Source organism: Psychrobacillus sp. FSL K6-2836, from assembly GCF_038003085.1.
Lineage (GTDB): Bacteria > Bacillota > Bacilli > Bacillales_A > Planococcaceae > Psychrobacillus.
In genome coordinates this window covers 3,661,725-3,674,115 of the sequence record NZ_JBBOOM010000001.1, presented here as the reverse complement: position 1 = coordinate 3,674,115, position 12,391 = coordinate 3,661,725, and the positions used below count along the sequence as shown (strand labels likewise).

Here is a 12,391-nt window from a genome sequence, read left to right as displayed (position 1 = left end):
ACAACTGCTGAATGAAGTTAAACGTATTTTGCTTCTACTCGGTATATCGGTTGGCCTTTTGCAGAAAATTTTTCTTCATATTCCGTCATAACATTATCCTCAGGCATATTAACATGTAAATCGAGGGAAACATCTTTGATAAGCATACCGAAGGCTGACATACTCGTTAATGAATATTCAAATAGTCCACGATTATCCGTTTTGAAATGAATTTCAGCATGGTCAACCAAAATGGATTTGTATAACTCTAAAAACTCTGCATGTGTTAAGCGTCGTTTAGCATGTCTAGTTTTTGGCCACGGATCAGAGAAGTTTAAGTAAACTCGATCTACGTCATTTTTTTCAAAATACTTTGCTAAATCTGCTCCGTTAACTTTTAATAAACGTAAATTTGGTAATGGCTGAGCAGCAATAGCATTTTCCAACGCTGACACAATCACACTGTCATATAGCTCGATGCCGATATAATTGATTTCAGGATTTTGCTTGGCCATTCCTGTTACAAACTGCCCTTTTCCTGAACCTACTTCGATGTGTAGTGGATGATCATTCTTAAATTCGATATCCCATTTCCCTTTGATTTCTTCTGGATTTGGGATCACTATTTCTGGATGAGCATTGATAAAATCCTCTGCCCATGGTTTATGTCTTAACCTCATTATTCAAACTCCTTTTTCTTTAACGGTTTGCTAAATTCCATGCATTTGCTATTACTGAACATGCAAAAGCTGTATCTTTATCGGTTATGCAAGAAAACTCTCCATCTACATGGCCGAACACTTCATCATGGATAACTATATTAAAATCTGATGCTTGAAACTGTGTAACTTCTTTAAATTTAGTATGTTTTCCAAAGAATACTGTACCAAAAATAAATAATAATTTCCATCTTGATAATTTGTTAATGACTGTCATTTCTAGTAATTGATCATTAGGAATAGATGTTGGTGAAATTTTCATACCACCTCCAAAAAACGGCTGATTGCAAATAACAAAGAACCACACATCATCAAATTGGATAACTTCTTCTTTATTATGTAGGGTAAAGGAAAATTTATTGAACGTAAATAACTCTTTAATAAGATATAATATGTATGCAAGCTTACCTAGTTTTAAAAGATTTAATCTACTTTTCCACACAGAATAATTAGCGAGGTAAGCAACTTTTGCATCAAATCCAAATCCTGCATTATTAACAAATTGGTATGTTGAATTATGAGTTTGCACGGTCCCAATATCCATCTTTGTATGAAAATCGCTCATAGCAAAAGCCTGTAGGTCCTTCAAGGTACGAAAAACGGAAAATGTTCGGCCGAAGTCATTTCCACTTCCTGCAGCAATGATACCGATTCGAACATGCTCAAACCCAACTACACCAACGATAATTTCATGAATGGTCCCATCTCCGCCAACACCAACAATGAGCAAATTATCCATAGATTCTGCGCATTTTCTTGCTATTTTCGTGGCATGGTCTTTACTCTCTGTGATAAATACTGTATGAGGAAAATCGATAGCGTCTTTCCACTTTCTCCATATCTTCTTACCTAACCCATTCCCTGCATACTCATTTACGATAAAGACTATATTACTCATTGGTTTCCTCACTACCTAAATCCCAACTAGATCTTGAATACGAAGTGGTTTGTACTAGGTCCAATATAGCCTGTGCTGCTTTAAATTGCATATGCTTCATCGGAGAATGGGAAGATTTCAATGATAAAAACCATTCTGGAAATTTTCTAGTATCGATAAATTCGGTATGAAACGAGTTTCCTGGATAATCAATATAACCATTCCTTGAAAGAATTACTTTTTTTATCGGTAACTCTATTTCTTGTTTTTCGAAAATCTGCCCTAAAATTGATTCCATTCGATTCAGATTAATTGTAGGATTTAATATTTTCTTTTCTTCTTTCCCACTTTTCTTTAGCCAAAATCGTTCCCCACTCCCTATAAACGCATCGGAAGTTTTGTCCTCCAGAACTACAATACAGACAACTTCAGTAGGAAGTATTAGTATAATATCTAACTCAATTGGTGCTTTTTTTAGCTTTAAAATAGGATAATAAAATAAAAAATAATTATCCGGTAGTTTCTGTGTTAAATCTCTTAGCAGTGAATCACGCATATATTTTGGATCTACATAAGACTTTTCTCGTAAAGTGGAGCTTGCCCATTTTAATTGAAAATGAAATAACTGATCTAAATACATTCGCTTTAACTCTTCTATTGTTTGAGGCTTATATACTAATTTGGGTTCAAAAAGTAACGTACTAGATTCTTCTGGGATTGGTACCTCTTCAGTCAACTCATCATTTTGCCAGTCTATTTCTTCTGTTATTTCTTTTTTATGCTTAGGAAAAAGAATAGAGAAAAGCGACTTTTTCTCGTATTCTACAACAACTTCCTCTTCTTTTTCGATCCAATCTGCATTAAAAGAACCTCGTTCCCACTCTTCCTTTGTTCGATCCCACTGTTGTTTCTTTAATCTTACAAACTGAGTTGGATATCTTTTTAGATCAATTTGATAGCGAGAAACATAATCTTGTAGCTTAACTAGTTGGGCCATTCTTTTCTCCCCTCCTTCACTAAAACTGTACTTATTTCTTCATAACGCGGAGAACGATTCGCATTAATCGTAAAAAGAGACAAGCTTAATACGTTAAAGGCTAAATTAGGTAATGTAAACTCTGTTAAATTTAGCGACTCTTTAGTAGCCCATTTTTTTGCGATTGTAATATGGGCAGTAAATTCATTTTTTTTCTGCACTTCTATAAAATTCGCTAATAGCTGTACAATTTTTTTTTGTAATAATTGCAATGGATTACTTTTTTCCAAGGCGGTATATACAACGCGTGGAGTGGCTTCATTTCCAAAATGCGCCACTCCACTTGTCTTCAGTTCAAACGGTTCCCATACTAATTGGTGAAGAGCATGAATTATCTGCTCTAATGTACTATCTTCTACATGCCCTAAATAATAGAGTGTAATATGCAAATCTTCTGCCACAGGTAACACTTTATGTGTCTTTAGTAAATTTGTTTTATCACGTTCGTGAATAATTGCATTTGCTATCTGCTTTGGAATTTTTACAGCGATAAAATAATGCTTGGTCATATTTTAACGGACGAAGGAATTCTTTTTTCAAATGCTACTTGAAGCTTTTGGGTCCATTTGCCACGTTTTCCGTTACCGATTAATTTACTGTCAATCGAAATTATTGGCATTACTTCCGCATTTGTCGAAGACATAATCATTTCATCCATCTCAAGTGCTTGTGCTTTTGTAAATGCTTCTTCAACTACTGGAAGCCCTACCTCTTCACAGCAGCTTAAAATAACTTGGCGAGTAATTCCATTAAGTATTAAATTGCTAACTGGATGTGTATATAAAACGCCATCTTTAATACCGTACATATTAGAAGATGAACCTTCCGTAATTGTTTCTCCACGATGTAAAACCGCCTCATAGCAGTCTTTACTGATTGCTTCCTGTTTTGCTAACACATTTCCTAATAAATTTAACGATTTGATATCACAACGAAGCCAGCGGAGATCTTCTACAAAGCAAGCTTTGACTCCATTTTCTAGCTGTGATAGAGGACGTACAGTTTCCTTTGTATAAGCTGTTAATACGGATTCAACCGACGGAATCGGGAAATTATGTTGACGCATACTAGTACCGCGCGTAAATTGAAGATACACTTGCCCATCTTGAAGCTCGTTCATTTCTATAAGATCGTGTAGCATTTTATGCATGACGTCTTTTGTATATGGAATGACTAATTGAATTTTGTCAGCACTCGCATACAATCGATCAATATGCTCTGTTGCAGTGAACATATCTCCGTTATATATTTTAATCACTTCATAAATTCCATCACCAAATTGATAACCACGATCTTCGTATCCAATTTTCACATCTTCTTCTTGTACAAATTGATCATTCCATAATACTTTTACCATGCTTATTTCTCCTCCAATTTTGAGCTTCCAGCAAGTTCTACTATAGCATCTGCATAAATTGCAGTTGCTTTAACTAAATCTTCAATATCTACATATTCATCTATTTGATGAGCTACATCTGTTCTACCTGGGAAAAGCATACCAAATGCTACCCCTTTTTCTAATACTCTCGCATACGTGCCACCACCGATAGATAATAGCTCTGCTGTCTCACCGGTATGTTTTTCGTATACTTTTTGTAATGTTTTAATGAGTATATCTTCTTTATCGACATAATGCGGCTTAGCATTAGTACCCAAATCCAATGTAATACCTGTACTACTAAGCACCTCTCTACATGCACTTAATTGTTCATCGAAAGGATAGCTTACAGAATAACGCATACTCACCTGTGTACAAGATCCCTGTGCAGGTGCATAATGAATAACCCCTGGATTTAAAGTCGTATCCCCTGAAATCTCATCTGTAAAATTAAGTGCCAGTGCATGCCCTCTGCTTTCTTCTCCGAAGGAACTTACTAAAAAGTTGACGAATGCTTTTGAATGAGGAGTCAAGTTAATACTTTGTAAGAATTTTGCCAATAAAATTCCCGCATTGACACCATCATCTGGTTCCATTGCATGTGCTGATTTACCATGCACAAGTACTTTAACCATAGGACCTTCTTGCGTAACTTCTCCTTCTACATTATGTTCTGTTGCAAACGCTTGGAATTTTTCTTTGATCATATGTAGACCACCGAAAATTACAGCAAATGCTTCATCTGGCACCATATTTGTGCGTTTACCTGCTTGAAAAAATTGAATCGTTTCTGTATCAGCTGAACCAGTTTGCGTAAAGATTAGATTTGCAATCCCTTTTTCTGCATTAATAATCGGAAAATCTGCATCAGGGGCAAATCCCATTTGGGGCATTGCTTCTTTTTCAAAATATCTAGCCATACAACGGAATCCACTTTCTTCGTCTGTTCCAATGATGAGACGGACTTTTTTCGAAAGCTCAATTCCAGCTTCTTTCACTAATTTCATCGCCATCCAAGCGGCTATTGTTGGACCTTTGTCGTCTATTGCACCGCGTCCGTATACTTTATCCTCTGCTACAACGCCTTCAAATGGTGGATACGTCCAATTTTTACCTTCTGGCACAACATCAACATGACAAAGGATTCCTAAAATATCTTCCCCTTCACCCATTTCAATATGTCCAGCTACATTATCCACGTTCTTTGTTATAAATCCTTCTTGCTCACCTTCATTCAACATGTGTAAAAGAGCTTCTAATGGCTTGGGACCAAAAGGCATTTCATCATTACCTTCTTTTTCATCCATCACACTTGGAATTTGTATTAATCTTTGTAATTCTGCTACAATATCTGATTTTTTCGATTCTGCTAGTTCTAACCAGTTCATATTTGTTTCCCCCTAAATAATGCTTATACTCCATTTTACACTTTTTATAGGAAAAGACACAAAAAAAGAAGGCATTTTATGACCTTCTTTTAAACTATAAACAACATCCCCGTAGACCATTTACTTGCTGTGGCATGTCTATAACTTGTGTTCGCTGTTTGTTTACTTGCTCTCAAAGTGAATTTACTTACAAATAGGAAAATTTATCCATTACCCTCTAGCTATTACTCTGAAAAAACTTAGATAATGCTGTATTTCTAGCATGTTCCTAAACTAAAGAGAAATGTGAATTATTTGTAAATATCATAATATCTATAGAAATTTCAATAGAAATCTACTATAATGGAATTGTCAGAAAGTAAATATTTTGACAATCATTTTGTAAAGGGGCTGTAAATTGCAATTACTCAGTTGCTTTTCACCCAAGTCGTCCGCTAGTCTAGCCAAGAGATATCATGATGAAGGAGTGGTTACTTATGAAACCAACTACTGATCGGATGCTAACTCGAATAAAAGACATGTATATGTTCATCCGGGATAATGGAACAGTTACAACACAAGACTTAGTCAATGAATTTGGCATCACTCCTCGCACGATTCAACGAGATTTGAATGTGCTTGCTTTTAATGACCTAGTCATTAGTCCTACCAGAGGCAAATGGACCACGACGAACAAACGAGTTAAATTGACATCTTAGATACTAACAATATGAAAAGAATGACCATGCTCAGATTTAAGCGAGGTCATTCTTTTGCTGTATTTGTTCTAACTCTTCTGCAGTTAATTCTCTGTATGTGCCCTCTGCAAGAGAACTGTCTAACAATAACATTCCCATAGAAAGCCTTTTTAAATAAACTACTTTTTTCCCCACCGATTCAAACATTCTTTTCACTTGATGAAATTTACCTTCTGTAATGGATAATTCTATTTCAGAAATAGGACCACTATTTAAGATAGTAAGAATTCCAGGCTTTGTATGATAGCCATCATCCAATATTACTCCATCTGAAAATGCTGTAATATCTGATTCATCTACTACACCTTCCACTTTCGCATAATACACTTTTGGTACATCCTTATTTGGTGATAGTAGTCGATGTGTTAAAGCACCGTCATTCGTCAATAAAAGAAGTCCTACAGTATCCTTATCTAATCTACCTACTGGGTATGGTTCAAAATGGCGAACATCATCATCTAATAAATCAATAACTGTTTGATCCCTTGAGTCCTCTGTTGCAGAAATTACTCCAGGTGGTTTATTCATCATTAAATAGATGAACTCTTTATATTCAACTACTTCTCCGTAAACCGTCACTCTATCATTTAGCTCATTCACGTGCATGGAACTGTCTTTTACAACAGCCTCATTTACTTGAATAGCCTTTGATTTGACCAATATTTTTACTTCTTTCCTTGTACCATATCCCATATGAGATAGAAATTTATCTAATCGCATTTTATTCTCCTAAAAACCATTTTTTTTCGTAAAACGGGTAAGTCTATCCCCAAATAGTTTTTGAGCAAGGCCCAATCGCAAAGTAACAAAGGCATAAAATACTGCTCCTATACCTGCACAAACGATTATTGCAAGTAGCCCTTTTAGCTTAGTATCAATGGACATTAACTGTCCAAATCCTAATTTCACTATAAACACAAGTATTAGCATTGCTGCATTCACTATTAATATAAGCATAATTCTACGTATGACCATATTCGATTTATAATGTAGCGTTTTGTGTATAGCAAACATGTTCAATCCAATTGCTACTATATAACCGCAGGCTGTAGCTATAATTGCACCATCTGTTTCGAACGCTTTAATAAGCGGCGTATTTAGAACAAGCTTCGTCAGTATTCCAAGTAATAGGTTTAGTATTATTAACTTTTGTCGATCAATTCCTTGCAATATAGAAGTAGTTACTGGATACAACGCAAATAAAATTGCAATCGGAGCATAATGAGCAAGCACGGTTGCGCCTGTTTCACTCGCTTCATAAAACACTAAGTAAAATTCATCAGCTAACACAGAAATTCCCATTGCTGCAGGTACTGTTAAGAACAATAAAATCTGGAAAGATTGGTCCAATGCTTTACGAACCTGCACAAAGTCTTGTTTTGCATAATAACTAGTGATCAATGGGATCAACGTCATACTGAAACCAGTTGCTAGCATAACAGGAATCATCACAAGCTTATGGGTACTGTAATTCAACATACCTAATAATGTGTTAGATATATCCCCACTTATCCCAATTATAGACATCGCACTATTAAACGTAATCATGTCTATAAATTGGAACAAGGGATTAATGACCCCTACAAGTGCAAATGGTACTGTATAAATTAACATTTCTTTATAAATGTTAGTTAACGACACATCTGAACTAACTTTACCTGAAGTAGTTAACAAATTGTTAAACTCGGGCTTCAGTTTTCTCCAATACCAAAGTAACACTACTAATCCCGCAATTGCCCCTAAAAACGCGGCAAATACTGCAAAGGAAACTGCAGTTTTTTCTGTGCCATTAAATATGTATACAACAAAAAAACCACCGACTAGTACAAAAAGGATTCGAACAATTTGTTCCCACAATTGAGAAATCGCCGTGGGAGTCATATGTTGATAGCCTTGGAAAAACCCTCTTACTAAGCTCATAATTGGCACTACAATTACAGCAAAACTTACAAATTTAATCACAGAAGCTACATCATTTACGGAAAATACTGCCTCATCATCTTTTATAATTAGATGCGCAATAGGATCAGCTAGGAAAAAAAGGATTAAAAAGCCTAAGAATCCTGTCACTGCCATTAGTAGCATACTCGATTTCACGAGCTTTCTGCCAGTGGCATAATCACCAAGTGAATTATATTTAGATACAAACTTCGAAACAGCAACTGGGACTCCAGAAACTGCAATTGCTAGCATAATGGAATATGGAGTATAAGCGTATTGATAAAGTGCAATATACTCTTCCCCCACTATTTGATAAAAAGGTATTACATAAAGAACACCTAGTATTCTTGATAATAAGAGACCGACCGTTAATATCATTGTCCCTTTCAATAAATTCGATGCCATCTAACCCGTCCATTCTTATCATATTCGCCTCGGCGAATATGCTCCTGCGCAAGCTCATTGCAGAAAACAGTGCGCCCAGATTTTTCTCGAGCTTGCTTAAGAAAAATCTGTGACATCCGCGGAGGCCTTTACTTTATTAAGCAGGGGTTTGTAGACACCACTTAGTTGAATACATATCTTGCATTCACCTCACCACTTATAGAAGTGGGATAGTTCTGCTCCTGCGCAAGCTCGTCACAAAAAAACATTTGCTTAATGAAGTTAAAATGTCTATCTTACAGTTTACAACTGTCTAAACAAAACCACAATCATGTATAATAAAGAAAAAACTGAAAGTGTGAATTTATTATGTATGACGTTATTGTAATTGGTGGGGGTCCCTCAGGATTAATGGCCGCTGCGGCAGCTGGTGCAGAAAATAAGAAAGTACTACTTATTGAAAAAGGAAACAAGCTTGGGAAAAAGCTCGCAATATCAGGTGGCGGGCGTTGTAATGTTACGAATAGACTCCCTCAAGAAGAAATTGTAAAAAACATCCCTGGAAATGGTCGATTTTTATTTAGCCCATTTTCTGTTTTTAATAATGAAGATATCATTGAATTCTTTGAAAATCTAGGAGTTGCTTTAAAGGAAGAAGATCACGGAAGAATGTTCCCAGTATCTAACAAGGCTATGGATGTTGTAAATGCCCTGCTAGATGAATTAAAAAGATTACAAGTGGAAATAAAGTTAAATTCAGCTGTAGCCAAGTTATTGATGAATGATGAAAAAGTAATTGGCGTAAGACTAGCTTCAGGCGAAGAAATTACTTCAGGTGCTATCGTCGTAGCAGTCGGCGGTAAAGCAGTTCCTCAAACAGGCTCAACTGGGGACGGTTATCCATGGGCTGAAAAAGCTGGACATACTGTAACGGACTTATATCCAACAGAAGTACCTTTATTGTCCAATGAAGCATTTATTAAATCTAAAGAACTTCAAGGTCTTGCACTTCGAGGCGCCGGTGTTTCTGTGTTAAACAAAAAAGGAAAGCCAATTATTACGCATGAGATGGATATGTTATTTACCCACTTTGGCTTAAGTGGCCCTGCCGTCTTGAGATGCAGTCAATTCGTTGTAAAGGAACAAAAGAAAAATGGCGGACAACCTGTTGCTGTTCGAATTGACAGTCTTCCAGAACAAAATGAAGAACAAACTTTCCAAATGCTACTATCCACTATAAAAGAAGATCCTAAAAAAGCAGTAAAAAATGTATGGAAAGGCATTGTACCTGAAAGATGGCTATTATTTTTACTTCAACGTACTGGCATTCAAGAAAGTGAGGATGGCCAAAATCTTGCGCACGAAAAGATTCGTGCACTTGCGCATGAGTTAAAGCAATTCAACGTCTTTGTTTATGGTACACAACCTTTAGAGAAAGCTTTTGTTACTGGTGGGGGTGTATCTATCAAGGAAATAGAGCCTAAAACTATGGCTTCGAAGAAAAAGGCAGGACTATATTTTTGTGGTGAAATATTGGATATTCATGGTTACACAGGGGGGTATAATATTACCTCGGCCCTTGTAACAGGAAAAATTGCTGGTATGAGTGCCGCGAAATCGATTGAATTTTAAAATAATTTATAATACAATAAACTATAACAAGCGATAAGGAAGAATAGTAACTTTATGAAATGCTCTAGAGAGCTGACGGTAGGTGCGAGTCAGTGCAGACTATAAAGTGAATGGGCTTCTTAGCTCCAAGGCTGAACATTTAGTTTTAGTAGGTTTTGGCGTTCGTCTACGTTATAGGACTCGCAACTGTTTCGTTGCAATAAGTGGATTACAATAGTGATCAATGAAGGTGGCACCACGGCTCTCCGTCCTTTTCGATGGAGGGCCTTTTTGTATTTAGTTGAGCTGAGATTAGCCTTAGAAAAGGAGAGCTGAGTAATGAAAGTTGAGACGAGAAGCTATCAAATGAAAGAAGTACAAGGGGATATGATGACTCCTATTTCCATTTTTCATTCATTGCACGGAAAGAAAAAAATGTTATTTGAATCTTCCGCAAAGCATGAGGAAAGCGGAAGATATTCCTTTATCGCTGTGGACCCCATCGGTGAATTAACCGGTGATCAGCATGGATATTCATTATCCTTTGAAAATGAAGAAATTGAACGAGAGCAAATATCTGTAATAGAAAAACTTAAAACAATGTTTCCTGTTCACCAAGATCCATATCCATTTTCCTTCTTTGGAGGGGCTATTGGCTATTTTGGCTATGAAACTGCATTCTATAATGAGCAAATAGGAGATTTATTGAAAGATGAATTAGAAATGCCAGATGTACATGTCATGTTTTACGATACATTTATTATTTTCGATCATTTGAAACAAACTGTTTCCATTGCCGCTATCGATTTGTTTCAAAATGGACGTTCTGAAAATGCGATGATTAATGCGATTGAAAAGATTTTCTCCGAGCTTAAGCAAGGACCGAGAACTCCTGACAGTACGGAGCCTAAACTCGCTTTTCAACCTCAAATTCAGGAAAAAGACTTTACGGATATGGTGGAAAAAGCAAAGGAGCATATTTTAAGAGGCGACATTTTTCAGATTGTCCTATCTCAGCGTTTTACATCTCCATTTAACGGAGACTCTTTCTCGCTGTATCGCCAGCTTCGTACTTCCAATCCATCTCCTTATATGTTCTATATGGATTTTGAAACCTATACTATTTTAGGAACATCTCCTGAAAGCTTAGTAAAGGTGAAAGATGGATTAGTGACAACGAACCCGATTGCTGGGACTAAGCCCCGTGGGAAAACTGCCGAGGAAGATGCCCGTATTGCAAAAGGGTTATTAAATGATGAAAAAGAAATCGCAGAGCATCGTATGCTCGTTGATCTAGGACGAAATGATATTGGTCGAATTGCAGAAGTCGGAACTGTTCAAGTCGAGAAATATATGAAAATTGAGTACTACAAATATGTCATGCATATTGTGTCCGAAGTAACTGGTCAACTAAAAGAAGATGCCCATGTTCTGGATGTGCTAACTACCTGCCTACCTGCTGGAACCGTTTCTGGAGCACCGAAAATCAGAGCTATGCAGATTATCAATAATTTAGAGCCTATGAAACGTGGTGTTTACGCGGGGGCTGTTGGCTATATTTCCGTTACAGGTAATATGGATTTAGCACTCGCCATTCGAACAATGGTTGTGAAGGATCATCATGCCCATGTTCAAGCTGGAGCCGGTGTTGTCCATGATTCTATCCCGAAGAGTGAGTACGAGGAAACAATCCATAAAGCGAAAGCTCTTTTGGAGGTGCAACGATGATTTTATTGATAGATAACTATGATTCCTTTACGTATAATTTATATCAGCAAATAAGTATGCTCGGCAAAGAAGTAAAAGTCGTTCGCAATGATGCTATTACTATAATTGAAATAGAAAAATTAAACCCTGAGGCAATTATTATTTCTCCCGGACCAGGCATTCCTGTTGATGCAGGTATTTCTATCGAGCTTATTCAAAAGCTACACAAAAAATTTCCGATTTTAGGAATCTGTCTTGGTCATCAATCGATTGGAGCAGCTTTTGGAGCAAAAATTGTGCAGGCAAAAACGATTATGCACGGTAAAATGTCCATACTATCCCATAGAAATCAGTCCTTATTTGAATCTTTTGATGAACCAATTTCAGTCATGCGATATCATTCGCTTGTAATTGAAGAGGCGTCATTAATAGATCAACTGGAAGTGCTTGCAAGGTCACAAGACGACGATGAAATAATGGCTATTAAGCATGTCTACTACCCTCTTTATGGCCTTCAATTTCACCCGGAATCGATTGGTACAGAGCACGGTAATCGAATTATGCACTCATTTATCAAAATCCTTGAAAGAAATTATGTAAAATAAGATATAGCTGAGAGGCTGGGACAGAAGTA

Annotated in this window: 12 protein-coding genes and 1 other annotated feature; of the genes, 4 read left to right on the top strand and 8 right to left on the bottom strand. The window is 36.6% G+C overall.

Going from position 1 to position 12,391, the window contains the following annotated elements; all coding sequences use genetic code 11:
* Positions 1 to 17: 17 nt before the first annotated feature.
* From trmB to pepV, 6 genes are read right to left on the bottom strand one after another with little or no spacing between them, the layout of a single operon-like run.
* Positions 18 to 659: a tRNA (guanosine(46)-N7)-methyltransferase TrmB gene (gene trmB, locus MKY37_RS17780; RefSeq protein WP_340779033.1), complete on the bottom strand. Its 642-nt coding sequence runs from the start codon at positions 657 to 659 to the stop codon at positions 18 to 20.
* 19 nt (positions 660 to 678) lie between these two features.
* On the bottom strand, positions 679 to 1,596 hold the full coding sequence (locus tag MKY37_RS17775; protein WP_340779032.1) for a diacylglycerol/lipid kinase family protein: 918 nt from the start codon (positions 1,594 to 1,596) through the stop codon (positions 679 to 681).
* Positions 1,589 to 2,572, bottom strand: coding sequence for a nuclease-related domain-containing protein (locus tag MKY37_RS17770; RefSeq protein WP_340779031.1), 984 nt, complete (start codon positions 2,570 to 2,572; stop codon positions 1,589 to 1,591). Before MKY37_RS17770 ends, MKY37_RS17775 begins: the two co-directional genes overlap by 8 nt.
* Positions 2,560 to 3,120, bottom strand: a complete 561-nt coding sequence (gene thpR, locus MKY37_RS17765; protein ID WP_340779030.1) for an RNA 2',3'-cyclic phosphodiesterase — start codon at positions 3,118 to 3,120, stop codon at positions 2,560 to 2,562. Before thpR ends, MKY37_RS17770 begins: the two co-directional genes overlap by 13 nt.
* Entirely contained in the window at positions 3,117 to 3,968 is an 852-nt protein-coding gene (gene dat / locus MKY37_RS17760; RefSeq protein ID WP_340779029.1) for a D-amino-acid transaminase, read from the bottom strand. Before dat ends, thpR begins: the two co-directional genes overlap by 4 nt.
* A 2-nt stretch (positions 3,969 to 3,970) precedes the next feature.
* Positions 3,971 to 5,377, bottom strand: a complete 1,407-nt coding sequence (pepV, locus tag MKY37_RS17755) for a dipeptidase PepV (protein WP_340779027.1) — start codon at positions 5,375 to 5,377, stop codon at positions 3,971 to 3,973.
* A 476-nt stretch (positions 5,378 to 5,853) separates the two neighbouring features.
* Here pepV and MKY37_RS17750 point away from each other — a divergent pair, with 476 nt between their 5' ends.
* Positions 5,854 to 6,075: a DeoR family transcriptional regulator gene (locus MKY37_RS17750; RefSeq protein WP_211894923.1), complete on the top strand. Its 222-nt coding sequence runs from the start codon at positions 5,854 to 5,856 to the stop codon at positions 6,073 to 6,075.
* 36 nt (positions 6,076 to 6,111) lie between these two features.
* Here MKY37_RS17750 and MKY37_RS17745 read toward each other — a convergent pair whose 3' ends face one another.
* A complete protein-coding gene (locus MKY37_RS17745) occupies positions 6,112 to 6,834 on the bottom strand; it encodes a pseudouridine synthase (protein ID WP_340779025.1) in 723 nt (240 codons plus the stop codon).
* 9 nt (positions 6,835 to 6,843) lie between these two features.
* Positions 6,844 to 8,460, bottom strand: coding sequence for a putative polysaccharide biosynthesis protein (locus MKY37_RS17740; RefSeq protein WP_340779023.1), 1,617 nt, complete (start codon positions 8,458 to 8,460; stop codon positions 6,844 to 6,846).
* A gap of 348 nt (positions 8,461 to 8,808) precedes the next feature.
* Here MKY37_RS17740 and MKY37_RS17735 point away from each other — a divergent pair, with 348 nt between their 5' ends.
* The 3 genes from MKY37_RS17735 to MKY37_RS17725 all read left to right on the top strand — a co-directional run bounded on the left by MKY37_RS17735 (position 8,809) and on the right by MKY37_RS17725 (position 12,362).
* A complete protein-coding gene (locus MKY37_RS17735; protein WP_340779022.1) occupies positions 8,809 to 10,071 on the top strand; it encodes a BaiN/RdsA family NAD(P)/FAD-dependent oxidoreductase in 1,263 nt (420 codons plus the stop codon).
* 24 nt (positions 10,072 to 10,095) lie between these two features.
* Positions 10,096 to 10,327: a binding site (T-box leader), on the top strand.
* A gap of 62 nt (positions 10,328 to 10,389) precedes the next feature.
* A complete protein-coding gene (gene trpE, locus MKY37_RS17730; RefSeq protein WP_340779021.1) occupies positions 10,390 to 11,778 on the top strand; it encodes an anthranilate synthase component I in 1,389 nt (462 codons plus the stop codon).
* A complete protein-coding gene (locus tag MKY37_RS17725; RefSeq protein ID WP_340779020.1) occupies positions 11,775 to 12,362 on the top strand; it encodes an anthranilate synthase component II in 588 nt (195 codons plus the stop codon). The genes trpE and MKY37_RS17725 overlap by 4 nt, the downstream gene beginning before the upstream one ends.
* The last annotated feature ends 29 nt before the right edge of the window (positions 12,363 to 12,391 follow it).

Coding starts and splice junctions, on each gene's coding strand:
- trmB (WP_340779033.1), bottom strand. CDS start 659: ATGAGGTTAAGACATAAACCATGGGCAGAGGATTTTATCAATGCTCAT.
- MKY37_RS17775 (WP_340779032.1), bottom strand. CDS start 1,596: ATGAGTAATATAGTCTTTATCGTAAATGAGTATGCAGGGAATGGGTTA.
- MKY37_RS17770 (WP_340779031.1), bottom strand. CDS start 2,572: ATGGCCCAACTAGTTAAGCTACAAGATTATGTTTCTCGCTATCAAATT.
- thpR (WP_340779030.1), bottom strand. CDS start 3,120: ATGACCAAGCATTATTTTATCGCTGTAAAAATTCCAAAGCAGATAGCA.
- dat (WP_340779029.1), bottom strand. CDS start 3,968: ATGGTAAAAGTATTATGGAATGATCAATTTGTACAAGAAGAAGATGTG.
- pepV (WP_340779027.1), bottom strand. CDS start 5,377: ATGAACTGGTTAGAACTAGCAGAATCGAAAAAATCAGATATTGTAGCA.
- MKY37_RS17750 (WP_211894923.1), top strand. CDS start 5,854: ATGAAACCAACTACTGATCGGATGCTAACTCGAATAAAAGACATGTAT.
- MKY37_RS17745 (WP_340779025.1), bottom strand. CDS start 6,834: ATGCGATTAGATAAATTTCTATCTCATATGGGATATGGTACAAGGAAA.
- MKY37_RS17740 (WP_340779023.1), bottom strand. CDS start 8,460: ATGGCATCGAATTTATTGAAAGGGACAATGATATTAACGGTCGGTCTC.
- MKY37_RS17735 (WP_340779022.1), top strand. CDS start 8,809: ATGTATGACGTTATTGTAATTGGTGGGGGTCCCTCAGGATTAATGGCC.
- trpE (WP_340779021.1), top strand. CDS start 10,390: ATGAAAGTTGAGACGAGAAGCTATCAAATGAAAGAAGTACAAGGGGAT.
- MKY37_RS17725 (WP_340779020.1), top strand. CDS start 11,775: ATGATTTTATTGATAGATAACTATGATTCCTTTACGTATAATTTATAT.